At 71.1% G+C, this 22,593-nt stretch carries 25 protein-coding genes; 16 read left to right on the plus strand and 9 right to left on the minus strand.

From position 1 onward, the window contains the following. Window positions 1–57 precede the first annotated feature (57 nt). A complete protein-coding gene (locus AB0C27_RS13650; protein ID WP_357842605.1) occupies window positions 58–888 on the plus strand; it encodes an MOSC N-terminal beta barrel domain-containing protein in 831 nt (276 codons plus the stop codon). A gap of 87 nt (window positions 889–975) precedes the next feature. Then, entirely contained in the window at window positions 976–1,920 is a 945-nt protein-coding gene (locus AB0C27_RS13655; protein WP_357842608.1) for a TIGR03620 family F420-dependent LLM class oxidoreductase, read from the plus strand. Here the strand turns inward: AB0C27_RS13655 and AB0C27_RS13660 are convergent. From AB0C27_RS13660 to AB0C27_RS13685, 6 genes are all read right to left on the minus strand, one after another. Then, a complete protein-coding gene (locus AB0C27_RS13660) occupies window positions 1,818–2,732 on the minus strand; it encodes a winged helix-turn-helix transcriptional regulator (RefSeq protein ID WP_357842611.1) in 915 nt (304 codons plus the stop codon). The two genes, AB0C27_RS13655 and AB0C27_RS13660, sit on opposite strands and share 103 nt — an antisense overlap. 123 nt (window positions 2,733–2,855) lie before the next feature. Next, window positions 2,856–3,656, minus strand: a complete 801-nt coding sequence (locus AB0C27_RS13665; protein WP_357842614.1) for an SDR family NAD(P)-dependent oxidoreductase — start codon at window positions 3,654–3,656, stop codon at window positions 2,856–2,858. Between the two features lie 108 nt (window positions 3,657–3,764). After that, window positions 3,765–4,343, minus strand: coding sequence for a hemerythrin domain-containing protein (locus AB0C27_RS13670; protein ID WP_357842617.1), 579 nt, complete (start codon window positions 4,341–4,343; stop codon window positions 3,765–3,767). A 112-nt stretch (window positions 4,344–4,455) separates the two neighbouring features. After that, complete coding sequence (locus tag AB0C27_RS13675; protein ID WP_357842620.1) at window positions 4,456–4,998, minus strand: isochorismatase family cysteine hydrolase; 543 nt, start codon at window positions 4,996–4,998, stop codon at window positions 4,456–4,458. A 71-nt stretch (window positions 4,999–5,069) separates the two neighbouring features. After that, window positions 5,070–5,447 (minus strand): ATP-binding protein, encoded by a 378-nt coding sequence (locus AB0C27_RS13680; protein WP_357842624.1) that lies wholly within the window; start codon window positions 5,445–5,447, stop codon window positions 5,070–5,072. Window positions 5,448–5,583: 136 nt separating this feature from the next. Then, window positions 5,584–5,943, minus strand: a complete 360-nt coding sequence (locus AB0C27_RS13685) for an STAS domain-containing protein (RefSeq protein WP_357843100.1) — start codon at window positions 5,941–5,943, stop codon at window positions 5,584–5,586. A gap of 179 nt (window positions 5,944–6,122) precedes the next feature. On the opposite strand from AB0C27_RS13685, the gene AB0C27_RS13690 reads away from it, so the two are divergent. The 3 genes from AB0C27_RS13690 (at window position 6,123) to AB0C27_RS13700 (ending at window position 7,481) form a co-directional block, all read left to right on the plus strand. Beyond that, entirely contained in the window at window positions 6,123–6,467 is a 345-nt protein-coding gene (locus tag AB0C27_RS13690) for a helix-turn-helix domain-containing protein (RefSeq protein WP_357842627.1), read from the plus strand. After that, window positions 6,464–6,919: a response regulator gene (locus tag AB0C27_RS13695; protein WP_357842630.1), complete on the plus strand. Its 456-nt coding sequence runs from the start codon at window positions 6,464–6,466 to the stop codon at window positions 6,917–6,919. The genes AB0C27_RS13690 and AB0C27_RS13695 overlap by 4 nt, the downstream gene beginning before the upstream one ends. Before the next feature lie 139 nt (window positions 6,920–7,058). Next, a complete protein-coding gene (locus AB0C27_RS13700; protein WP_357842633.1) occupies window positions 7,059–7,481 on the plus strand; it encodes an ATP-binding protein in 423 nt (140 codons plus the stop codon). Window positions 7,482–7,615: 134 nt separating this feature from the next. Here the strand turns inward: AB0C27_RS13700 and AB0C27_RS13705 are convergent, their stop codons facing one another. Further along, entirely contained in the window at window positions 7,616–7,765 is a 150-nt protein-coding gene (locus tag AB0C27_RS13705; protein WP_181307280.1) for a GPGG-motif small membrane protein, read from the minus strand. Between the two features lie 165 nt (window positions 7,766–7,930). On the opposite strand from AB0C27_RS13705, the gene AB0C27_RS13710 reads away from it, so the two are divergent. Then, window positions 7,931–8,464, plus strand: coding sequence for a hypothetical protein (locus AB0C27_RS13710; RefSeq protein ID WP_357842636.1), 534 nt, complete (start codon window positions 7,931–7,933; stop codon window positions 8,462–8,464). 79 nt (window positions 8,465–8,543) lie between these two features. Here AB0C27_RS13710 and AB0C27_RS13715 read toward each other — a convergent pair whose 3' ends face one another. Further along, entirely contained in the window at window positions 8,544–9,311 is a 768-nt protein-coding gene (locus tag AB0C27_RS13715) for a GntR family transcriptional regulator (RefSeq protein ID WP_357842639.1), read from the minus strand. Window positions 9,312–9,507: 196 nt separating this feature from the next. On the opposite strand from AB0C27_RS13715, the gene AB0C27_RS13720 reads away from it, so the two are divergent. The 9 genes from AB0C27_RS13720 (at window position 9,508) to AB0C27_RS13760 (ending at window position 20,825) form a co-directional block, all read left to right on the plus strand. Further along, the gene (locus AB0C27_RS13720) at window positions 9,508–10,887 is read left to right on the plus strand and encodes an acyclic terpene utilization AtuA family protein (RefSeq protein ID WP_357842642.1); all 1,380 of its coding nucleotides are present in this window, start codon (window positions 9,508–9,510) and stop codon (window positions 10,885–10,887) included. A 14-nt stretch (window positions 10,888–10,901) separates the two neighbouring features. Beyond that, on the plus strand, window positions 10,902–11,273 hold the full coding sequence (locus AB0C27_RS13725) for a DUF4387 domain-containing protein (protein WP_357842645.1): 372 nt from the start codon (window positions 10,902–10,904) through the stop codon (window positions 11,271–11,273). Continuing rightward, window positions 11,266–12,924 carry an FAD-binding dehydrogenase gene (locus tag AB0C27_RS13730; RefSeq protein ID WP_357842648.1) on the plus strand — a complete coding sequence of 553 codons (1,659 nt, stop codon included), beginning with the start codon at window positions 11,266–11,268 and terminating at the stop codon, window positions 12,922–12,924. The genes AB0C27_RS13725 and AB0C27_RS13730 overlap by 8 nt, the downstream gene beginning before the upstream one ends. Window positions 12,925–13,218: 294 nt before the next feature. Next, a complete protein-coding gene (locus AB0C27_RS13735) occupies window positions 13,219–14,328 on the plus strand; it encodes an extracellular solute-binding protein (RefSeq protein ID WP_357842651.1) in 1,110 nt (369 codons plus the stop codon). Next, window positions 14,325–16,073, plus strand: a complete 1,749-nt coding sequence (locus tag AB0C27_RS13740; protein ID WP_357842655.1) for an iron ABC transporter permease — start codon at window positions 14,325–14,327, stop codon at window positions 16,071–16,073. Before AB0C27_RS13735 ends, AB0C27_RS13740 begins: the two co-directional genes overlap by 4 nt. Continuing rightward, window positions 16,066–17,142, plus strand: a complete 1,077-nt coding sequence (locus AB0C27_RS13745) for an ABC transporter ATP-binding protein (protein WP_357842658.1) — start codon at window positions 16,066–16,068, stop codon at window positions 17,140–17,142. The genes AB0C27_RS13740 and AB0C27_RS13745 overlap by 8 nt, the downstream gene beginning before the upstream one ends. Before the next feature lie 90 nt (window positions 17,143–17,232). Beyond that, window positions 17,233–19,575, plus strand: coding sequence for a polysaccharide lyase 8 family protein (locus AB0C27_RS13750; protein ID WP_357842661.1), 2,343 nt, complete (start codon window positions 17,233–17,235; stop codon window positions 19,573–19,575). Between the two features lie 370 nt (window positions 19,576–19,945). Next, on the plus strand, window positions 19,946–20,329 hold the full coding sequence (locus AB0C27_RS13755) for a hypothetical protein (RefSeq protein ID WP_357842664.1): 384 nt from the start codon (window positions 19,946–19,948) through the stop codon (window positions 20,327–20,329). A gap of 49 nt (window positions 20,330–20,378) precedes the next feature. Next, window positions 20,379–20,825, plus strand: coding sequence for a DUF2690 domain-containing protein (locus AB0C27_RS13760; RefSeq protein ID WP_357842667.1), 447 nt, complete (start codon window positions 20,379–20,381; stop codon window positions 20,823–20,825). 126 nt (window positions 20,826–20,951) lie between these two features. On the opposite strand, the gene AB0C27_RS13765 is transcribed toward AB0C27_RS13760, so the two are convergent. Next, a complete protein-coding gene (locus tag AB0C27_RS13765) occupies window positions 20,952–21,386 on the minus strand; it encodes a MarR family transcriptional regulator (protein WP_357842670.1) in 435 nt (144 codons plus the stop codon). Between the two features lie 149 nt (window positions 21,387–21,535). Between AB0C27_RS13765 and AB0C27_RS13770 the strand changes: the two genes are divergently transcribed. Continuing rightward, entirely contained in the window at window positions 21,536–22,522 is a 987-nt protein-coding gene (locus AB0C27_RS13770; RefSeq protein WP_357842673.1) for an NAD(P)-dependent oxidoreductase, read from the plus strand. The last annotated feature ends 71 nt before the right edge of the window (window positions 22,523–22,593 follow it).

Here is a 22,593-nt window from a genome sequence, read left to right on the forward strand (position 1 = left end):
GCCCCCTCGGCCCGGCGGGACCGGACGAGCGCGGGACTCGCCACGGAGGAACAGCGCATGGCAGCACGCGTCACCGCACTGACGTACTACCCGATCAAAGGATGCGCCGGAGTGGCGGCGGAAGAGGTGACGCTCACACCCGCCGGCCTCGCGTACGACCGCAGCTTCATGGTCGTCAACGAGGAGGGCGGATTCATGAGCCAGCGCCGCGATCCGCGGATGGCGCTGATCCGCCCCGAGGTCGGCGACGGCGGCGCGCGGCTGCGCCTGCGGGCTCCCGGCATCGAGGATCTGGACCTCGACGTGGACGTGAGCGGCACTCGGGAGCGCGTGGAGCTGTTCGGGAACCCGTATCTGGGCATCGACCAGGGGCCGGCGGCCGGGCGCTGGCTCTCGCACGTGCTCGGGCAGCCGAGCAGGCTCGTCCGGGTGCCGCCCGAGCACGACCGGGTGACCGGCGGCAGGACGTCCGGCACGGCGGGGTTCGCCGACAGCGGCGCCGTGCTCGTCGTCTCGTGCGCCAGCCTCGACCAGCTCAACCACAGGCTCGCCGCGCGCGGCGAGGGCCCGCTGCCCGTCAACCGGTTCCGTCCCAACATCGTCGTGGACGGCTGGGACGAGCCGCACACCGAGGACCGCGCCTACGCCGTCACGATCGGCGCGGCCGAGCTCGGCTACGCGAAGATCGCCATCCGCTGTGTCGTCACCACGATCGACCAGGGCAGCGGGACGAAGGCGGGTCACGAGCCGCTGCGCACCCTGGCCGGCTACCGCAGGGCCGCCCAGGGCGGGGTGGCCTTCGGCGCCAAGTTCTCCGTGGTCGCGACCGGCGCCATCGCCGTCGGGGACGCGGTCAAGGTCACCTCGTGGGGCGCGTCCGAGCTCTGATCCACCGGTGCCTCAGTGCGCCGCCCGCACACTAGCATCGAGATAATGCGATATGTTGATGCGAAGTGGTCAACGGGGAGAGGCACGATGAGCGGCATGCACGGCATGGATCTCGGGACGTTCGGGATCTACACCTTTGATTTCGAGCACCAGCCGGCGGCGCTGGTGCGCGAGTCGGTCCAGGAGCTGGAGGAGCTGGGCTGGCCGGCGGTGTGGGTGCCCGAGCTGCTCGGCCGCGAGGCGCTGACGCACGCCGGCTACCTGCTCGCGTCGACCCGGCGGCTGCGCGTGGTCAACGGCGTCGCCCGCATCTGGTCGCGCGGGGCGCGGTGGACGTACGGGGCCGCGGCGCTGCTCGCCGACGCCTACCCGGACCGGCACGTGCTCGGGCTCGGCTTCGGCGGCGAGCCGCGGCCGGGCACCACGCCGCTCGCGGCCATGGCCGCCTACCTGGACGAGATGGACACGCTGGAGCCGGTCGGCCCGGCACCGCGGGGGCCGATGCGGCGCATCCTGGCCGCGTACGGGCCCAAGATGCTGGAGCTGGCCCGCGACCGGGCCGCCGGCGCGCAGACCTATCACGTCAACGTGGCGCACACCGAGCAGGCGCGGCGCATCCTCGGCACCGAGCCCTTCCTCGCGGTCGAGCACCCCGTGCTGTTCGAGAGCGACCCGGCCGAGGCCCGGGCGGTCGCGCGCGAGCACCTGCGTCCCTACCTGTCCACGCCGTACAACCTGGCCAAGTTCCGGCGGCTGGGGTATTCGGAGGAGGAGCTCTCCGGCGGTGGCGGCGACCGGCTGGTGGACGACTTCGTCTTCTGGGGCGACCTGGACACGATCGCGGGCAAGCTGCACGGCCATCTCGACGCGGGCGCCGACCACGTCACCGTACAGGTGATCGGGGTGCGGCCGGGGGAGTCGGCGATGCCCTACTGGCGGCGGCTGGCCGGCGCGCTGCTGCCCGCATCCGCCAGCGCGGCGCCGAGCCGCAGGGCCTCGTCGACCGCCGAGGGGATGTCGGCGATCGGGTAGATGACGTGGTGGATCGTCCGGTGGGCGTCGGCGACGACGACGGCCCGCTTGAGCCGCAGGGTCTGCCCGGCGCGGAACGTGGGCAGCCGCAGGGCCGCGCACAGGGCGAGATCCACGTCCGACAGCAGCGGGAACGGAATGTCCTCGGCGTCGGCGAACGCCTGCTGCTCGTCGGGGCTCTGCGTGCTCACCCCGCGCAGGGCCACGCCGGCCCGCGCGAAGGCGGCGGCAGAGGCGCGGAACAGGCGGTTCTCCAGGGTGCAGCCGGCCGCTCCCGGGATCCGCGTCCAGTCCTCCGGCGGGCGGCCGGGAGCGCCGGTGGCCGGGTAGGTGAAGATCACGGTGGCGGGCGCGTCGGCGGCCACGACGTCCCGCTCGCCCCCGCCGGTCGCGGGCAGGCTGAGGGGATGCGGTACGGAGGTCCCGGTCAGCGCGCGCAGCCGGGCGGCCTCGGGGCCGGTGGGGGAGGCGCCGGCGGTGAGGGTGCCGTCGCCGAGGACGAAGCGGTCGGCCCAGTCCTGGAGCCCGATCAGCACGGGGGCCAGCGCCCGGCCGGCGTCGGTCAGGTGGTACTCGTACCGGACCGGCCGCCGTTGGTACGCGCGGCGCTCCAGCACGGCGTGATCGAGCAGGTGCTTGAGTCGCTCGGCCAGCACGCGCCGCGAGATGGCCAGCTCGGCCTGGAGGTCGTCGAAGCGGTGCCGGCCCCGGCTGACCTCCCGCACGATGAGCAGGCTCCACCACTCGCCGACCACCGCCGCGGCCTGCGCGATGGCGCAGCCGGCGTCCAGCTCGCGCACCTCTCGTGCCACCGCTCGCCTCCTCGCCGTCCACCGCGAGTGTACCGAGTGGGTTTCAGATGGGAATCCACCTCCTGCGGTGAACGGTGCGGGCGGGGGCGCGGCGTTCACCCTCGTCGCCGGCGCGGCGGGTGATCAGTGCACGCCGCGGATGGTGCCGCCGTCCACGCGCAGGGTGGTGCCGGTGACGTAGTCGGCGAGCGGGCCGCTGAGGTAGAGCACCGCGGCGGCGATCTCCTCGGGACGGCCCAGCCGGGCGACGTCGTTCGGCGCCAGCTCCTCGATCGCGTGGCGTTCGATCTCCGGCCACGTCCCGCCCCAGCCGCGCCCGGCCGCGAGGCCCGTGATGAAGCGCCGGACGCCGTCGACCAGGATGGCGCCGGGGGAGACGGTGTTGGACGTGACGCCGGTGCCCTTCAGCTCGCGGGCCAGCGACACCGCGAGGTTGTGCCGGGCCGCCAGCGTGGCGCTGTAGTGCGGCAGTTCGGCGCCCGGCTGCAGGGCGAGCCCGCCGCCGATCTGGATGACCCGGCCCCAGCCGCGCTCCCGCATCCCGGGGACCACCCGCTGGATCATGCGGATCCCGGAGATGACGTTGACCTCGTACGCCTGGCGCCAGTCGTCGGCCGTGGCGTCCCGCCACGAGCGGTGCGGGTAGGCGCCGGCGTTGTTGACCAGGATGTCGATCGGCCCAGCCGCCAGCGCGGCCCCGGCCACGGCGTCGGCTCCCGCGTCGGTGGCCCGGTCGCCGACGGCGACGACGGCGCCGCCGCCGGCCGCCTCGATGGCGCCGGCGACGGACTCGGTACGGGCCCGGTCGCGGCCGTGCACGACGACCTCGGCCCCCTCGGCGGCCAGGGCCGTGGCGATGGCCTCACCGAGGCCGGAACTGGCCCCGGTGACCAGCGCACGTCTGCCCGTCAGTTGCGGATTCATGTCGTTCCTCGTGTCGTGACGTTCATGTCTACGTTCGTAGACTTACGCCAGAGTATACGGTTGTAGACATGATGCTCGGACGCCGACGTCGCCGGGGCGTACACATGCTCAGGGCTTCTTGCCCATGGCCTTACGGATGGTGTCGCGGACCCGATCCATCATTGCGATCGGCGTGCCGACCAGCAGGTTCTTGGTGGCCGACTCCGTTCCGGGATGGGGGTGGGTTGGCGCCATCGCCTCGGCGGCCTTGACACCCATGGCCATGGCGCGCCGCTGCGCCTCACTGGTGTGGGCGCGGAGTTGGGCGAACTCGTAACGCTCCTCGCTGCGGGCGTGGGCCTCGACGGCGGCGCGCAGCATGAGCAGGTTCGGCATGAAGTCGGGGGCGTCTGGCCCGGCCTCGTCCATGCGCGACAGCAGCCGCTTGGCCTCGTTCTCCTCGGCGAGACGGTCGTTGACCACGCCGTCGCCGCCGTCGATGGCGTGCCGGGCGAAGGGGTGGACGATCTCCTCCTCGGCCGTCTCGTGCACGGCCAGCAGCCGTACCAGGCGGGTGAACGCCTCGCCGCGCTGCTTCGCGGACGCCTGCTCGACCTCGTCGAACAGGTCCCTGATCATGCCGTGCTGGGCCTGCAGCAGGTCGATGACGTCCGTCTCGGCCCTCGTCTCCGGGGCTGTTCTGGTCATTTCTGTACTCCTTGTCCGGGTACGCGGCGGCTACCCGGACAAAGGACGGCCACGCCAGGAACGCGGGCCGCAGGCATGATCCTTACCGAATGCGGAGCTTCCGTTCGGCGGCTCAGCCGGAGAAGCACGCGCGCGAGGTGGTGAGGCGCGCCGACATGTTGCGCTCCATCATGCGCAGCGCCGCCTCGCCCAGGTCGTCGTGGATGGCCGCCACGCAGTCGGTCGGCACTGTGAGGTCGTAGTCGCGCACGTACGCGTCCAGCGCGCTGTAGAGCACGCACTGCTCGGTCACCTGCCCGGCCAGCACGACCGTGCGCACCCGTATCCGGGACAACAGATACTCAAGTGATGTGCCGAAGAAGACGCTGTGCCGCACCTTGGGCAGGAACGCGCACCCGGGCGGCGGCAGCACCGGCCGCACCAGGTCCGGCCGCCGGCCCTTGAGCGCCCGCTCCTCGATCTCGCGCCGATCAGCGGCGAAGTCGCCGTAGTTGTCGTTGACGTACACCAGCTCGACGTCGTCGTGCTCGTCTGCGGACGCGACGAGCTCCGCCAGCGGCCCGACGATCGCCGCCGCCTTCTCGGCGAGCGGCTCGGCGTCCTGGTGGTCGTACGGATTCAGCATGTCGATGACGACCAGAGCGAACGTGGTCATAGCCTTGTCCTGTCCAGCCGCCCGCCTTTTATCCCAGCTCAGCAGGCCGGGCGTGGGGGACGGGCCGGTGGTCACGACGTGTCGCTCATGTGCACCCGCAGGCGCGGATGCCCGTCCGGATGGTCGACGGTGACCACGTCGCAGAGCCGCCGGATGATCCACAGCCCGAACCCGCGCACGGCGCTCGCCGGCGGATCGGACGGCGGCAGGTGATCGGCGGTCAGCGTGCCGCCCGGCTCGACGATCTCGACCCAGATGCCGTGCGCGTCCCTGCGGGCGGTGAGGACGCCGGCGCCGGTACCGTGTTCCAGGATGTTCGCGGCCGCCTCGTTGATCGCGATGATCAGATCGTTCGCACGTTCGCCCGAGAATCCGGAACTGAGGGCGAAGGCGTGCAGCCGCGACCGCAGCAGGGAAAGATCCGCGGTGATCGCGCATCGAAGCGGCACACTCTCACCCCAACACCGCCTCCGGGGCGGTCAATTGTCGCGCTTCGCGGCAACAGTGTCACATGAGGGCCTTCGCCGAGGCCGCGGGGGGTGGGCGCGCTCCAGGGCGGATGCCGCTCGCTCAGGCGAGGGCAGCTCAGGTGAGGGCGGCGAGTGCTTCGTCGAGGTCGTCGTAGAGGGGCAGGACCTTGGCCAGGCCGGTGATCCACATGATTTTGGCGCGGCGGTAGTCGACGCCGACGAGGGCGAATTTGCCGTCGGCGGCCTGGCTGGCCTGCCAGTGGTGGATGATCAGGCCGAGGGCGCGGCTGTCCATGAAGGTGGCGCCGGCGAGGTCGAGGATGATGGAGGTGCCGGCCTGGGCGAGGTGGTCGGCGAACTGCTGGCGGGTGGTGGCGTCCAGCACTCCGTCCACGGTGATCACGACGATGTCGCCGGCCGTGGACGACGTCAGGCACACGGACGCGGGGGCGGGGGTCTCGCCGGCGGGCATCATCACGACGTCATCGTACGTGTGGCCGGACGGATTCGCGGATGACCGGTGGCGCTTTCCGCCCCCGCGGTCTCGACGCCGATGACCACGATGGCTGTTTCATGAATGAGATTTCGGTAATATGGCTTCAGCTATCGACCGGTCCTACGTTCTCGCCGACATCGCCGACAAGGAGGTCAGCAGTGGAACATGCGGGTCAGCCGCAGACGGGCAAGCCGTGGACGTTCCTGACCAACCACGCCCGGGTCCTCATCGAGGTCACCCGGCATCCGAACGCGCGGCTCCGCGAGATCGCGGCCGTCACCGGCATCACCGAGCGCGCCGTCCAGGCCATCGTCACCGACCTGGAGAACGCCGGTTACATAACCCGCACGCGTCTGGGCAGGCGTACACACTACAGCGTCGACGCCAGCCGGCCCTTCCGCCATCCCGCCGACGCCGACCGTCACATCGAAGGACTGATCGCACTGTTCACCGAGCACGACACCCCCACAGCCGGCAGTCCTGAGAGAGAGCTCACCTCATGAACGCCGCGGAGTTGCGCACCATCCTCGTCGTCGAGGACGATCCGGCCGATCAGGTCCTGATCCAGGAGGCGTTCGAAGAGCAGGCGGAGACGCGGCGGGCCCGCCCCAACCTGCTCCTGGCGTGGGACGGGGAGCAGGCCCTCGACATCCTGTTCCGCCGCGGCGCGCACGCCGAGGCCACCCGTCCCGACCTGGTGATCCTTGACCTCAACCTGCCGAAGTACGACGGCCGCGCGGTCCTGGAGCAGATCAAGTCCGATCTCGAACTGCGCACCATCCCGGTCGTGGTCTTCAGCACCTCCTCCCAGGACGAGGACATCGTCGGCACCTACCGGCTGCACGCCAACGCCTTCGTCACCAAGCCGACCGGCTTCGACGACTTCACCGCCGTCGTGCACCAGATCCAGGAGTTCTTCACCCGCACCGCCCGTCTCCCCGCCCCCGCGGCCTGACGCGACGGCCTGACTCGCCGGCCGGTCTCATCGGGTCCGGGCGCCGTCGAAGCGGACTTTTGTCCGCTTTGGCCTGCGGACGCGCAGGTTGTGCTGCCATCATGGGACCACGGTGCGTGATTGCGGGCAGGAGGGGCCGATGTTCACGCCTCTGCCCGACAGCGTCGCCGGCGACAGCGCGACCTGGCCGATCAGCAGCGACCTCGCGGGACTGCGGGAGCTGGTGTCCCGCCACGCGGAGCAGGCCGGGCTGAGTCCGCAGCGCGCGGGAGATCTGGCGCTGGCGGCCAACGAGGCGGTCACCAACGTGCTGGACCACGCCGGCGGCCGGGGCTGGGTGCGGATCTGGGCCGACGACGGCTTCCTCACCGTCGAGGTCATCGACCTGGCGGGCCGGCTCGGCCCTGGCGCCGGCCTGGACGAGCCGCCGAAGGCCGGGCCTCGCGGTTACGGCCTGTGGGTCATGCGCCGCCTGTGCGACGACCTCGTCATCACCCAGAAGAGCGGCTCCTCCCAGGTACGGCTGCGCATGCGGCGCCCCCGCCCGGCGGGCACCCCGTGAACCCGGAAGACCCTCGTACCGGAATGCGTCGGTGCGGAGGTCGCGTTGGAGGACGCCGGAGCGCTTGCCCCGCCGGATGTGTCACGCGCTGAGGCCGTGGGGCGCGAGCGCGGTCGCCCGCGTCCCACGGCGGCTCAGACGTTGAAGATGCTCACACCGCCAGGTCCGACGAGCAGCCCGACCACGATGAGGACGATGCCCCACAGGATGTCGCGGCGGGCCAGCAGCACGTAGATGCCGGCGATGACGAGGATGACGGCGATGATCCAAAGAAGGGTAGCCATGCGCCTCGACTGCCCTCAGCGAAGGGCAGGAAACGCCCGGGTTTGGGGCATCGGATAACACTTCGGTTTCGCCCAGCAGTGTCGAAAACGTTCGGAGTGCGACATGTGCTGACATGTAGATCTTCGTCCTGCTCCGACCGCTGATCGCCACAGGAATGAGTGCCGATGCTGACCGAGTTCCTCCGCGACCAGTTCTTCACGACCGCGTGGTTCGGACTGATGGCCTTCGTCTGGTTCGGCTGGTCGCAGGAGAGCCCCGACCAGCGCTGGCGGGTCTGGCTCGGGGCCGGGTCGGTCCTGGGCATCGGGATCGCCGTGGCGTTCGGGATCCTGACCGCCACGAACTGGGACCAGCCGACCGCGCTGGAGGGGAAGTACGCCTGGTTCGGCGTCCTGACCGTGGCCGAGGTCGTCGCCGCCGGAGTCGGCTGCCTGCTGCTGTCGAGGCGCGGGGCGTCCCGGTGGATGGCCTGGTGGGTCGCGCTCGTCGTGGCGGTGCACTTCCTCCCCCTGGCGCTGCTGCTGAACGACCTCGGCGTGGCGGCCGTCGGACTCGTCCAGCTGGCCGCGCTCGCCGTGGTGGCCCGGCGCCTGCGCACCACCGACGCGCCCAGCAGCCGTTCGGCCGGTCCGGTCATGGGCGCGACCCTGCTGCTCAGCGCGGCGATCGGCGCCCTGCTCGCCGTCTCGGGAGCCTGACGGCCCCGAGGCCGGCCTGATCGCGGTGCCGGGAGCCTAGGGCGACCCCAGGATCAGGGGCGCGGGTGGTCACGCCCGGTCAGGTCTCCGAGGTCGGGGGCATGGACGGGAGCGGGGACGGGGGCGGGGACGGGTCGGCTTCGCCCGAGAGCAGGGCGCTCAGGCCGCCGCGGGCGTCCTCGATCACGATGGCCTCGGCCGCCGCCGAGTCGCCCGCCCGCAGCGCGCGCACCAGCGCGCGATGGCTGGCGTAGCGGTCGAGGCCGAAGTTCGGGTCTTCCGCGACGCGCTCCAGCCGCCTGGCCCGGCTCTCGGAACGGGAGAACACCCGGGTCTGGTCGAGCAGGCGCACCAGGACCGGGTTGTCGGCGCAGGCGCTGACCGCGTCGTTGAAGCGCTGCATCGTGTCGAGCAACTGGGTGACGTGCCTGGCCATGGGGTCGCCGTCGCGATGGCGCTGCTTGATGAGGATGAGCAGGTCGTCGGCCTCGTCGAGGATGGCGTCGAGGTGGTCGAGCTGCTCGGCCGTCACGTGCCGGGCCGCGAACCTGGCCACCATCCCGCGTAGCGCGACCTCCACCTCGGCGAGCTCCTGCAGCGCGATGTCGCCGATGGTGGAGACCTTCACCGTGCGCGGGCCCGTGCGTTCGAGCAGGCCGTCCTGCTCCAGCCGCCTGATCGCTTCGCGCACCGGCGTCGGACTCACCGCGAGCCGCTCGGCCAGCCCGCGCTCCGTCACCTTCTGGCCCGGCCTGAGCTCGCCCGTGACGATGGCCGCGCGTACCGACTGATAGGCCCGGTCGGCGAGGGTGTCGCTGCTGAGTGTTCCGAGGGATTCGATGGCCACGGCCGTAGCATACCGTGCGCAATGGCAGAAAAATAAGCAACTATTGACGATGATGCTATAGCAAATATACGGTCGCGGCGTCGCCACCCACCGCCGAGGAGCGTTCGCCTGATCCGCTCATGACGCGCGGGTTCGCCTGATCCGACCCCCGCCCTAGAAATCCGCCCGAGAAATCCGCCCGAGAAAGAAGCGATGCATGGACAACAGACCCGATTCCGTCCGGATCATGACGCCCGTCGGCATGCTCGGCGCCGGCTGGGACGAGGCCACGATCGAGCGCGGCCTGGCGCTCGGCGTCGACGTGATCACCGTGGACGGCGGGTCCACCGACTCGGGCCCGTACTATCTCGGCTCGGGAACGGCGAAGACCGCCGCGCAGGCGGTGGCCCGCGACCTGCGCAGCCTGCTCAAGGCGGCGGCCCGCGCGGACGCGCCGCTGATCATCGGCTCCTGCGGCACCAGCGGCACCGACAGCGGCGTCGACTGGGTGGCCGGCATGGTGGCCGAGATCATGGCGGAGGAGGGCCTCGACCTCAAGGTCGCGCGGATCTACAGCGAGCAGGACGCCGCCGGCCTCAAGGAACACCTCGACGCCGGGCGGATCCATCCGCTGCCGCCCATGGGCGAGATCCGGGCCGAGACGCTGGAGGGCTGCACCCACATCGTCGGCATGATGGGCCACGAGCCGATCGTCGAGGCGCTGGAGGCGGGCGCCCAGGTCGTGCTCGCCGGGCGGGCCACCGACACGGCGGTGGCGGCGGCGTACCCGCTGATGAAGAGCATGCCGGCCGGGCCGAGCTGGCACGCGGCCAAGATCGTCGAGTGTGGCGGGCAGTGCACCATCGACCCGCGCGCGGGCGGGGTGCACACCACGATCGACGCGGACGGGTTCACCATCGAGCCGCTCGACCCGGGCAACGCGTGCACGCCGTACACGGTCGCCGCCCACATGCTGTACGAGACCGTGGACCCGTTCGAGATGCGCGAGCCCGCCGGGACCCTCGACGTGCGCGAGGCCACCTACGTCGCCGTGGACGAGCGCACCGTGCGGGTCGAGGGCTCGCGCTTCCACACCGCCGACCAGCACACCGTCAAGCTGGAGGGCGCCAGGATCACCGGCTACGAGACGATCTCGTTCAGTGCGATCCGCGACCCGCTCATCCTCGGCGACCTGGAGACCTGGGCGGACCTGCTGCGCACGCACCTGCGGCGGCGGGTGCGCCAGACGCTCGGGCTCGCGGACGACGACTACGCCTTCGACCTGCGCCTCTACGGCCACAACGCGGTGCTGGACGACCTGGAGTTCGAGACCGGCCCGCCGCGCGAGGTGGCCGTGATGCTCCTCGTCACCGCCCCCGACCAGGCCACGGCGACGGCGGTGGCCAAGGTCGCGAACCCGCTGATGCTGCACATGCCGGTGCCGCGCATGAACTACCTGCCCAGCCTCGCCTTCGCGTCCTCGCCGGCGGAGGTCGAGCGGGGCCCCGCGTACGAGTTCGTGCTCAACCACGTCGTCGACAGCGTCACGCCCACCGCTATGTTCCGGATGGAACACGGCATCGGCCGCACGAAGTAAAGACGGAGACCACCATGACTGACACACCCCCCGGAACGCCGCCGGTCACCGTCGGCGACCTCGCGCTTGAGGTCCGGTCCAAGAATGCCGGGCCCTTCTGGGTGACGATGGAGCTGTTCATGCGGGATGCGGACGGCTACCGCGTCGTGGCGGACGAGACGTTCATCGACGAACACGTCATCGCCCGCCTCTACCGCGTCGACGCCGCCACGGTCCGGATGTTCCGCATCCCGTCGCTCAACGTCGTCAAGATCTCCTTCCCCCGGCCTGTCTCCCAGGGCTCGCTGCGCGACCGCGACATGCACGCGGGCCAGCACCACGTCCCCCTGGCCGCCCTGCCCGTCCCGGCGGGCGCCCCGATCACCGCCGGAGCGAGCCGTGGCTGACGCGGACATCGTCGTCGTCGGGGCGGGCCTGGCCGGCCTGGTGGCCGCCGCCGAGGCGGCCGACGCCGGCCGCTCGGTCGTGCTGGTCGAGCAGGAGGGCGAACGGTCGCTGGGCGGCCAGGCGTTCTGGAGCCTGGGCGGGCTGTTCCTCGTGGACAGCCCCGAGCAGCGCCGGATGGGCATCAGGGACTCGCGCGAGCTGGCCTGGCAGGACTGGCTCGGCAGCGCGCAGTTCGACCGCGAGGAGGACCGCTGGCCCAGGGCGTGGGCGGAGGCGTACCTCGACTTCGCGGCGGGGGAGAAGCGGGCCTGGCTGCGCGGGATGGGGCACCGGATCTTCCCGCTGGTCGGCTGGGCCGAGCGCGGCGACGGCCGGGCCGAGGGCCACGGCAACTCGGTCCCGCGCTTCCACATCACGTGGGGGACGGGTCCCGGCGTGGTCGCGCCGTTCGAGCGCCGCGTACGCGCCCACGCCGAGGAGGGGCGGATCCGCTTCGCCTTCCGCCACCGTGTGGACGACCTCATCGTCGAGGGCGGCGCGGCCACGGGCGTACGCGGTCAGGCGCTGGAGCCGGACGACGCGGAGCGGGGCCGCCCGACCTCGCGCGTCGCGGTCGGCGACTTCGAGCTGCGTGCCCAGGCCGTGATCGTCACCAGCGGCGGCATCGGCGGCAACCACGACCTGGTCCGCAAGGCGTGGCCGGCCCGGCTGGGGGAGCCGCCCAGGACGATGGTCTCCGGCGTGCCCGCGTACGTGGACGGCCGCATGCTCGGCATCGCCGAGGCGGCCGGCGCCCGGGTGATCAACCCGGACCGGATGTGGCACTACGTCGAAGGACTGCGCAACTGGGACCCCATCTGGGACAACCACGGCATCCGCATCCTGCCAGGACCCTCCTCGCTCTGGCTCGACGCCACCGGCGAACGGCTGCCCGCACCCTGCTTCCCCGGCTTCGACACCCTGAGCACCCTGCGGCACCTGCGGGGGACCGGCTACGACTACTCGTGGTTCGTGCTCACCCAGAAGATCATCGAGAAGGAGTTCGCGCTCTCGGGATCGGAGCAGAATCCCGACCTGACCGGCAAGGACGTCAAGCTCGTCCTGTCGCGGGTCAAGAGCGGGGCGCCGGGCCCGGTGGAGGCGTTCAAGCGGCACGGCGCCGACTTCGTCGTCGCCGGCAGTCTCGCCGAACTGGTCGCGGGCATGAACAAGCTGGCTGACCCGGACGCCCCCGAGCTCACCGAGCCGGCGCTGCGCTCTCTCATCGAGGCGCGCGACCGCGAGATCGACCACGCGTTCACCAAGGACGCGCAGATCACCGCGATCAGGGGCGCGCGCAACTACCGCGGCGACCGGCTGAGCCGGGTGGCCGCCCCGCACAAGCTGCTCGACCCGAAGGCGGGGCCGCTGATCGCCGTACGGCTGCACATCCTGTCGCGCAAGACGCTCGGCGGGCTGGAGTCCGACCTCGACGGCCGCTGCCTGCGCGCCGACGGCAGCCCGCTGCCCGGCCTGTACGCCGCCGGGGAGGTCAACGGGTTCGGCGGTGGCGGGATGATGGGCTACAACGCCCTGGAGGGCACGTTCCTCGGCGGCTGCCTCTTCTCCGGCCGCGTGGCCGGCCGGGCCGCGGCCCAGGCGGCCGGCTGACCTGACCCACGTCGCGTGACCGTGCCGAGCGGCCGCGCCGGCTGTCGTGCCGAGCGGCCGCGCCGGCTGTCGTGCCGAGCGGTCGTGCCGTCATGCCGCTCGGCCGTGCCGTCATGCCCGCATTCCGGCCCCAAAGATCCCATGGCAAAAGCCGTCTGCAACTATTGACAGTTTTGCCATAGCATTCACAAGATGGCGGGTGTCACAGTGAGTCGACCGTGATCCCGCCGCCCGCACGGTCCTCCGCGTCAGGTCCCGGCGCCGTCGCCGCCGTCGAAGAACCCGAGGAACATCATGAGAAGGACCGCATTCCTGCCCCTCGCGCTCGCCGCCACCCTCACCTCGGCGTGCGGCGCTCCGGCCGGTGACGCCCCCGCCGCGAAGCCCACCGCCACGGCGGACGTCGGCAAGGCCTCCACGGTCACCCCCGTGGACGACGCCACCCTCAAGGCGGCGCAGAGCGAGGGCGAGGTCCTGCTCTACACCAACGCCGAGGACCAGCAGATGGCGCCGCTGGTGAAGGCGTTCGAGAAGGCGTTCCCCGGCATCAAGGCACGCAGCCTCACACTCGGCAACCAGGAGATGTTCCAGCGCTACGAGACCGAGGCCGCCTCAGGGGCGGCCTCGGCCGACGTGGTCATGAGCAGCGACGCGGTCGGCTGGCTGTCGTTCATCGCGAACGGCAACGTCATGGACTACAAGGACCCGAACACGCCGAACCTGCCCGAGCACGCCGTCCTCGGCCCGGGCGTCTACTCCATGTCCGTGGACCCGGTCGTCGCGGTGTTCAACAAGGCGGTGCTGCCCGAGGCCCAGCAGCCCAAGACGATGGTGGAGCTGGCCGCGATGGCCCAGAAGCTGAACAAGAAGATCGCCACCACCGACATCAGCAACGTCATCCAGTACGGAGCCACCAGCGCCTACCTCGGCAAGTACGGCGAGGCCGGCTGGGCCACGCTGGAGAAGATCGGCCCCCACGCCGCGGTCGAGTCCAGCAACGGCCCCCTGGTGACCAAGCTCGCCCAGGGCCAGTACGCCGCCGAGTTCTTCGTCTCCGGCACCGTCCGCGCGTTCATCACCGACGACGTCGCCAAGGTGGTCAACTACAGCTACCTCAAGGACGGCACGCCGCTGCTGCCACGCGGCGTCGGCGTGACCGCCAAGGCGAAGCACCCCAACGCGGCCAAGGTCTTCGTCAACTGGCTGCTGTCGGTCGCGGGGCAGGAGGTCGCCTGCCAGGGCGGCTTCACCCCCTACCGCGACGGCGTGAAGTGCGACTTCGGCCTGCCCCAGGTCAAGGCCATCGTCGGCGAGGACAACCTGATCATCGGCACGTACGACAAGCAGCTCGCCGACCAGCGTGACCAGATCGTCGCCCGCTTCAACAAGGCTTTCGGCCGGTGACCCTCACAGCCGGCCCCCGGCCGGGGACGGCGGCCCCGGCGCCGGCCCGCGGGCCGTGGCGCCCGTCCGTGCCGACGACCGCCAGCCACTACCTGATCTGGGCCCTGACCCTGCTCGTCGTCGTCGGCCCCGTGGTGCCGATCCTGCTGGCCTCGCTCTGGTCGACGCCGCTCTACCGCTCCGGCGGCGGGCTCACGCTCGGGAACTTCCGCGACCTGCTGACCGACCCGGCCTGGTGGACCGCGGTCGGCAACAGCGCCGCCTTCGCCGCCCTCACCACGGTCTCGTCCGTGCTGCTGGGGGTGGGCGCGGCGGTGCTGCTGTCCCGCACCGACGTGCCGCTGCGCCGGCTCCTCGCCGCCGTGCTCATCCTGCCGATCATGCTGCCCGGCCTCGTGCTCATCGTCGGCTGGATGGCGATGTGGGCGCCGTCGGGGTACGTCAGCTCCTGGCTGCAGATCAACACCGTGCTCACGTTCCCCGTCGACCTCTACACCCTGCCGGGCATGGTGCTGGTGGCGACCTCCGTGGCCGCGCCGACCGTGTTCCTCTTCTGCCGCACCACCGTGCTCGCCATCGACCCCGCCCTGGAGGACGCGGCACGCAGCGCCGGCGCGAGCCCGCTGCGGGCGCTGCTCTCGGTGACCGTGCCGCTGCTGCGTCCCGCCGTGCTCAACTCGGCGCTGCTCGTCTTCGCCATCTCCTTCGAGGCGCTCGGCCTGCCGCTGATCCTGGGCTTCTCCAACAACATCAGGTTCGTCTCCACGTACCTGTACGACCACTGGATCAACGCGGCACCGCCGAACCAGGGGCTGGTGTCCGCCGGCGCGGTCTTCCTCCTGATCTGCGTCTCCGGGCTGCTCGTCCTGCGCAACCGGCTCGTCGGGGACGCCTCCCGCTACACGACGGTCACCGGCAAGGCCACCGCGACCCGGGTGGTGGGCCTCGGGCCGGCCCGGTGGCTGCCGGCGGCGCTGCTCGCCGTCGTGCTGGCGGTGTTCGTCATCGTGCCGCTGGTAGGGGTGCTGATGTCCGCTTTCACCACCATCCTCACCCCGTACGTCACCCCGTGGTCCGTGCTGACCGTCGAGAACTTCCAGGCCATCGCCGAGCATCCCATCTGGGGCGAGTCGATCGTGAACAGCCTGCTCATCGCCGGAGCGGGCGGGCTGCTCACGACGGTGGCCATCGCCGTCGTCTCGGTGGTGGCCCACCGCTCCTCCTTCCGCTTCCGCGGCTCGCTGCAGCAGGCGGTGGTCTGGCCCAGGATGATGCCGGGACTCGTGACCGGCATGGCGTTCTTCTGGTCGTTCGCCATCCTCGACCCGGGCGGCGCCGTGCGCGGCAGCCTGTGGGGAATCGGGCTCGCGTTCGCCGTGCGCAGCCTCGCCCTCGGCTACGGCGTGTTCTACCCGGCGCTGGCCGCGATCGGCGAGGACCTCGTCCGCGCCGCCCGCACGTCGGGGGCCACCTGGTGGCAGGCCGCGGTGAGCGTCGTGCTGCGCCTGTGCGCGCCCGCCATGGCCGCCTGCTTCGTGCTGCTGTTCGTCTCGATGCTCAACGACGCCGACCCCGCCGTCTTCCTGGTCACCGACCGGACGCCGGTCATGGGCCTGACCATGCTGCAACTCGCGGCGACGAGCACCGGCGGCGCCGTCGCCGCCTTCGGGGTGATCCAGATGGTCATCACCCTCGCGGTGCTGGGCGCCGGTCGACTCTTCCTGGGGGTGCGGGCACATGCCTGATCTCACGCTGACCAAGGTCGCCAAGAGCTTCGGCTCGAACGCCGTACTGCACGACCTCGATCTGCACGTACGCGACGGCGAGCTGTTCACGCTGCTCGGCCCCAGCGGCTGCGGCAAGTCGACCACCCTGTGGTCGATCGCCGGGCTGCACTCGCCCGACCGGGGGACCATCGCCTTCGGCGACCGGGTGGTGTTCGACGGCGGCCGGATCGACGTGACACCCGAGCGGCGCAACTGCGGCGTGGTGTTCCAGTCGTACGCGGTCTGGCCGCACCTGTCGGTGCACGACAACGTCGCGTACCCGCTCAAACTCCGCCGGGTGAAACGCCCGGCCAGGGCCGCCCGCGTCCGCGAGGTGCTCGAACTCGTCGAGCTGGGCCACCTGGAGCGGCGCTACCCGCACGAGCTCAGCGGCGGGCAGCAGCAGCGGGTGGCGCTGGCCCGCGCGCTGGCGCACCCGCCCGACCTGCTGCTGCTGGACGAGCCGTTCTCCAACCTGGACGCCAAGCTGCGCGAACGGGCCAGGGAGTGGCTGCGCGCCCTGCAGCAGCGGATCGGCGTCACCACCGTCTTCGTCACGCACGACCAGGACGAGGCGCTGTCCATGAGCGACCGCGTGATGGTCATGGACCAGGGCCGGGTGCGGCAGGTCGGCACTCCGGAGGAGATCTATCACGAGCCCGCGGACGAGTTCGTCGCAGACTTCGTGGGCAGCGTGAACGTGCTCGCGGGCCGGGCTGCGCCGGGCACGGACGGGACCGCGCAGGTGTCGCTCGAAGGGCTGGGCCGCCCGCTGACGGTCGCCGGTTCGGACCTCGCCGGTGACGTGCGGCTGGCCGTCCGACCCGAGCGCATCGTGGTGCACGCGCCGGGTGACGTTCCCGTGGACGCGGTCAACGTGGTCACGGTCAAGGTGGTCTCTCGGGCCTTCCTCGGGGATCACTACCGGTACGTGGCGGAGCTGGGGGAGCGGGAGCTGGTGGTGCGTACGCTGACGGCCGTCGGCCACGGCTCCGAGCTGATCGTCGAGCTGCCGCCCGAGGCGATCCGCGTCTTCGGCCCCGCCTGACCGCGCCGCCGGGGGAGCGGAAAAGATCCACCTGTCTGTCGACATAGGATCTTTTCAGCTCATCTTCCCCCCGACCGCCGGAAGGACTCCATGACCCACCCCCTCAGCCGGCGCTCCGCCCTGCTCGGCGCCACGGCCGTGACCGGTCTCGCCCTCTGGGACCGGCCGGCGGGGGCCACGGGGGCCGAGGCGAGGGCGGAGGCGGGAGTGGACGCAGGGCTGGGCACAGGGCTGGACGCTGCGGCGTTCGATGCCGCGCGCGAGCGGTGGGTGAGCCTGCTGGCCGGGGCGACGTACGATCCCGCCTACGCCGACAAGACGCGGGCGGTCGAGGGCTCGGCCAAGGCGGTGCTGCGCAAGATGAAGCCCGACCCCCGCCGCCCGAGCCTCTGGCCGGACCTGCCGCTGGGCGACCCGCGTACGGGCGACTTCAACCGTTCCTACAACCGCATGCGCACCCTGGCGCTCGGCTGGGCCACGCCGGGCACCTCCATGCACGGCGACAGGCAGGTCGCCGAGACCGCGGTCAGGGCGCTCGACTTCCTGTACGAGCACGCCTACAACGAGCGGCTCGACCGGCGGGGCAGCAACTGGTTCTGGTGGGAGATCGGCGTGCCCCGCGCGCTCACCGACACCTGCGCCCTGCTCTACGACGGCCTGCCCCGCGACCGCGTCGCCCGCTGGCTGCGGCCGCTGCGCCGCTGGTGCCCCGACCCCGAGCGCCGCGTCAGCCACCCCGGCGTCGTCGAGACCGGCGCCAACCGGGCCGGCAAGGCCATGGCGGTGGCCATGCGCGGGCTGCTCACCCATGACGAACGCCTGGTCAGGCGGGCCAGGGCCGCGGTCTCCGCGCTGCTGCGGCCGACCAGGGGGCCGGGCGACGGCCTCTACCGCGACGGGTCGTTCATCCAGCACGGCGTGTACCCGTACACCGGCAGTTACGGCGTGGACTTCCTGGAGAGCGTGGCCAAGCTGATCGCGATGCTGGCGCGCTCACCCTGGGAGCTCACCGGCGTCGGCGCCGTCTACGACCTCGTGGACCGCTCCTTCGCGCCGTTCGTCTTCGACGGGCTGATGATGGACTGCGTGCGCGGCCGGCAGATCTCGGTGCAGGGCCACCGCGACTACCACTCGGGCCAGAAGACGATCGAGGCCGTCCTCACCCTGCTGGAGTCGGCGCCCGAGCGTCACGCCGCGCGCTGGCGGCCGATGGTGAAGGGCTGGCTCGCCCGTAACACGGCCGTCCCCTATGTCACGCTGGCGCCCCCGGCCAGCATCGCCAAGGCGGCGGCGCTGCTGAACGACCCGTCGGTGCCGGTCGGGCCGCGTACGACGGGCACGTACGTGTTCGCCGACATGGACCGGGTCGTGCACCGCCGTCCCACCTGGGCGTACGCGATCGCCATGAGCTCGGAGCGGATCGGCGCGGCCGAGGCGATGAACAGGGAGAACCTGCACGGCTGGTATACCGGCGACGGCATGACCTACCTCTACACCGGAGACCTCACCCACTGGAACGACGACCTGTGGCCGACGATCGACCCGTACCGGCTGCCGGGCACGACCGTCGACCGCCGCCGGCGCGCCGATCTCCAGCACGGCCACCGCCGCCTGCCGCCCACCCCGTGGGCGGGCGGCGTGGCGCTCGACGGCGAGTGGGGCGTGGCGGCCATGCGGCTGATCGCCGGCGGCTCCTCGCTGCGGGCCAGGAAGGCGTGGTTCCTGCTGGACGACGCGGTGATCGCGCTCGGCGCCGGCATCACCGCCTCCGACGGCCGCCGGATCGAGACCATCGTGGAGAACCGCAACACCCACGACCGCCATCCTCCGCTGACCAAGGGCGACGACTGGGTGCACCTGCCCGGCGTGGCCGGGTACGCGCTGCTCGACGGCCCAGGACCGCAGGTGATCCGCAAGAAGCGCACGGGACGCTGGCGGGACATCGACAAGGGCGCCACCACCGGCGGCGACACGACCCCCGTCACCCGCCACTACACCACGATCCTCCTCGACCACGGCGTCGACCCGCGCAAGGCGCGCTACGCCTACGCCGTCCTGCCCGGCGCCTCCGCCGCGCAGACCGCCGGCTACCGCCTGCGGGTCAGGATCCTCGCCAACTCGGGCACGGCGCAGGTCATCGCCCGCGGCGACGTGCTCGCCGCCGTCTTCTGGCGCGCCGGGACCGTCCAGACCATGGACGGGCCGCTCGCCGCCGACGGCCCGTGCACGCTGCTGGTCCGCCGCGACGACGAACGGGTACGGCTCGCGGTCGCCGACCCGTCGCGGACCGCCGACGAGGTGAAGATCACGCTGCCCTGGCCGGTGCGCTCGATCGAGCGGGGCGACCGCAGCGTGCGCAGGTCCAAGCGCGCGATCAAAGTGGAGGTCGGCGGCAGCCGCGGCCACGCCCACACCGCGATCGTCCGCGTCTGAGCCGAGCGCGCTTTTGGGCATCGGTCGCGCACGCCTGAACTGACCGCCCGCCCTCGCGCATCGGTTGCGCACGCCTGAGCCGGCTGCCCGCTCTCGTGCTGGGTCCCGCTGATCGAGGGGGCCTTTGTCCAAGCGACGCCCTGGACAATGCTTGGACAATTCTCCGACGTAAGTTCGTTGCCGCCACCCGATCGGCGGGGCATAGTCGGAATCGTCAAGGCCGCCACACCGCGACCCGTGCGGTCGCCGAATCGGCGGACCATCGGAGGGAATTACCCGGCCGGCGCCTTTCATTCGCCGCGCCGTACCACGAAAGCCGGAAACCCCTCTCTTTTCCACGGACATTTCCCCGGAACGAAAGGGCGCGACCATGACCGACAGGAAGCTGACCGCGGCCCTGGTGACCTGTGGCGCCGCCGTGGCACTGCTGAGCGCACCCGCCACGTCCGCGACGGCGAGCACGAGCACCACGACGGGCACCACGACACGCCTCGCTCGGGCGGTGGAACGCGACAGCGTCCGGTGTATCAAGCCCAGCGGAAAGAAGACGAATTACTCGTGGTCGGACGGAAATTCGTCCACGACCATCTACTTCAACAATCACTGCTCCCACCGCGTGTACGCCCAGCTGCATTTCAAGGGGCCAGCTGGAACGCGGAAGGAATGCCTGGCCACGAACGGCGGCACCAAGGGCAAGAAGAAATTCCACAAGGGCCTGGCCGAGAATCTCACGAACATCACCAGGGACTGCTGACCACGCGGGGGCCCGGAGCCCTCGCCTTCCGGTAAGGAGCCGGTTCGACATGAAGATCCACGTAGCCGCCCTCGCGGTCTCCGCGGCGGCGATCAGCACGCTGTTGCTCAGCACGGGGCCGGCGAGCGCGCACCCGTACGACGGGAAGGACCCGTACAAGAGCGGATGCGCGAACAGCAAGGTCTTCACGGGCAAGAAGGCCTCACTCGAGAACGAGATCGGTGACAGCCTGGGCGCGATCCGGCTGTACTACTCGCGGCGCTGCGGCACCAACTGGGGCGAGGCCCAGGTGCCGAAGAACGCGACCGGCTCGATCACGGTCTTCACCAGTTCGAAGCGGGTGTCGTTCACCTACCGCGCTGGCAACGGCGGTCACCACTGGGGCGACATGGTCTACGCGCCGAGCGGCGTCTGCGCCAAGGCCTCGGGCACCGTGGCCGCCGGAACCGGCCGCGTCAACCGGGGCAGCGGCACCACCGCCGCGGCCTGCGGCTGAGTTACCTGCCAATGGGGCGGCGTGCCACGGCACGCCGCCCTTTTGTCTGCCCAGATCAGTGCTTTGGACAATGTGGACAAAGCCTTGTCCAGGGCAGATCGCTTCGCTCGTCAGCCGTCAGCCGCGTTAGCTGTTGTTAGCCGTCGGGGCCTCGTCGGCGCTCAGAGTCCGCAAGATGTCGACCAGGGTCGACATCTGCTCGGCGGTGAGCGACTTGAACAACTCGTCCGCCGCCCGTTCATAACCGGCCGTCCACTCCTGCGCCAGCGCGGCCCCCTGCTCTGTCACGTGAAGGAGCACGGACCGGCGGTCGTCCGCGCTGGTCTGGCGTTCGAGCAGCCTGTCGCGGACGAGCGCGTCGACCAAGGTGGATGCGGTCCCTTGGGCGATTCCGACCGCGAGGGCGAGTTCGGTGAGACGAACAGGCTGCGAACGCGCCACCTCCACCACCAGGCGAGACCTCGGCGTCGACACCCCGTGCTCGCCCAGACGCTCGTTGAAGTGACGTACGAGAACCTTCGCCGTCCGACTGAACTCGTCGGCGACCTGTGCGGCGGTCACGCTCTTCCTCGCGTGCGGCATCGCCCACCTCCTGCTTGACGCACCCATCGTACGAGAGGTTACATAGACGCCAATACATCGACATCGAAGTATTCGATGCCAATGTATTTGCGGGAGTGTGTGCGCGATCAACCACCAGGAGCGGAAGCATGAAGATCTTCATCACCGGCGGCAGCGGCTTCGTCGGCGGCGTTCTCGTCCATCGCCTCATCGCCGAAGGACACGAGGTCATGGCACTCGCCCGATCGGGCTCGAGCATTCAGCGCGTACGTGCGGCTGGAGCCGAGCCCGTTCCCGGCGATCTCATGGACCTCAACCAGGCCGACTCCCCGGCGCCGAGCTGGCTCGCCAAGCTGCGCGAGGCCGACGCGGTCGTGCACGTCGCGGCTCACATGGAGTTCTGGGGACCCGACTCACTCTTCGAACGGGCCAATCACGTGCCGACGGTCGCCCTGCACGCCGCGAGCGTCGCGGCCGGGGTGCGCCGCTTCGTGCTCATCAGCGCCGCATCCGTCTCCACAGGCAGTCAACGTCGCCCTGTCGTCGACGAATCGACCCCGGAAGGCCGGCCGAACATCGCCTACAGCCGGGTCAAACTGGCCACCGAGCGCGCACTCCTGAAATCCCCCAGCGAGAACACCGAGCTGGTGGTGCTCCGCCCGCCGTTCATCTGGGGTCGCGGAATGACCACGATCAACGACATGGTCGAGGTCGCCGAGGCCGGACGGTTCGCCTGGATCGATCACGGCAGGCACATCGTCGACTTCGTCCACGTCGAGAACCTGGCCGCCGCCGCGATCCTCGCACTCACCCGAGGCCACCACGGCGGGGTCTACAACGTGACGGACGGCACGCCGATGCCCATCCGTGACTTCCTCACCCCCTTGCTGGCGACCCGCGGCGTGGACCTGTCCAAGAGCCGCAGCGTCCCCCTGGCGATGGCGGTGCCCATGGCGGCGATGATGGACCGCACGGCCCGCCTGCTCCGCCGGAAGTCCGCGCCTGCGCTGACGAACTGGCTCGTGAGCTTCACCGGCCGCGACCGTTCCTACGACATCACCGCCGCGCGGACGGAACTGGGCTACTCGCCCGACGTGACACTGGAGAAGGGCCTGGCGGAGATGAGCTCCTCCTGAGCCGGGGGCGCCCGGACATCGGTGGACGTGGTGCAGCGGACGGACCGAAACCCCGATTAGGGCTGCGACCG

The organism is Nonomuraea sp. NPDC048882, from assembly GCF_040649755.1.
Lineage (GTDB): Bacteria > Actinomycetota > Actinomycetes > Streptosporangiales > Streptosporangiaceae > Nonomuraea > Nonomuraea maheshkhaliensis.

Bases quoted from the DNA above. Each gene is read 5' to 3' on its own strand.
- AB0C27_RS13720 (WP_357842642.1), top strand. From the start codon at position 9,508: ATGGACAACAGACCCGATTCCGTCCGGATCATGACGCCCGTCGGCATG.
- AB0C27_RS13695 (WP_357842630.1), top strand. From the start codon at position 6,464: ATGAACGCCGCGGAGTTGCGCACCATCCTCGTCGTCGAGGACGATCCG.
- AB0C27_RS13670 (WP_357842617.1), bottom strand. From the start codon at position 4,343: ATGACCAGAACAGCCCCGGAGACGAGGGCCGAGACGGACGTCATCGAC.
- AB0C27_RS13675 (WP_357842620.1), bottom strand. From the start codon at position 4,998: ATGACCACGTTCGCTCTGGTCGTCATCGACATGCTGAATCCGTACGAC.
- AB0C27_RS13750 (WP_357842661.1), top strand. From the start codon at position 17,233: ATGACCCACCCCCTCAGCCGGCGCTCCGCCCTGCTCGGCGCCACGGCC.
- AB0C27_RS13700 (WP_357842633.1), top strand. From the start codon at position 7,059: ATGTTCACGCCTCTGCCCGACAGCGTCGCCGGCGACAGCGCGACCTGG.
- AB0C27_RS13685 (WP_357843100.1), bottom strand. From the start codon at position 5,943: ATGATGCCCGCCGGCGAGACCCCCGCCCCCGCGTCCGTGTGCCTGACG.
- AB0C27_RS13735 (WP_357842651.1), top strand. From the start codon at position 13,219: ATGAGAAGGACCGCATTCCTGCCCCTCGCGCTCGCCGCCACCCTCACC.
- AB0C27_RS13655 (WP_357842608.1), top strand. From the start codon at position 976: ATGAGCGGCATGCACGGCATGGATCTCGGGACGTTCGGGATCTACACC.
- AB0C27_RS13665 (WP_357842614.1), bottom strand. From the start codon at position 3,656: ATGAATCCGCAACTGACGGGCAGACGTGCGCTGGTCACCGGGGCCAGT.
- AB0C27_RS13755 (WP_357842664.1), top strand. From the start codon at position 19,946: ATGACCGACAGGAAGCTGACCGCGGCCCTGGTGACCTGTGGCGCCGCC.
- AB0C27_RS13760 (WP_357842667.1), top strand. From the start codon at position 20,379: ATGAAGATCCACGTAGCCGCCCTCGCGGTCTCCGCGGCGGCGATCAGC.
- AB0C27_RS13770 (WP_357842673.1), top strand. From the start codon at position 21,536: ATGAAGATCTTCATCACCGGCGGCAGCGGCTTCGTCGGCGGCGTTCTC.
- AB0C27_RS13705 (WP_181307280.1), bottom strand. From the start codon at position 7,765: ATGGCTACCCTTCTTTGGATCATCGCCGTCATCCTCGTCATCGCCGGC.
- AB0C27_RS13650 (WP_357842605.1), top strand. From the start codon at position 58: ATGGCAGCACGCGTCACCGCACTGACGTACTACCCGATCAAAGGATGC.
- AB0C27_RS13725 (WP_357842645.1), top strand. From the start codon at position 10,902: ATGACTGACACACCCCCCGGAACGCCGCCGGTCACCGTCGGCGACCTC.
- AB0C27_RS13745 (WP_357842658.1), top strand. From the start codon at position 16,066: ATGCCTGATCTCACGCTGACCAAGGTCGCCAAGAGCTTCGGCTCGAAC.
- AB0C27_RS13710 (WP_357842636.1), top strand. From the start codon at position 7,931: ATGCTGACCGAGTTCCTCCGCGACCAGTTCTTCACGACCGCGTGGTTC.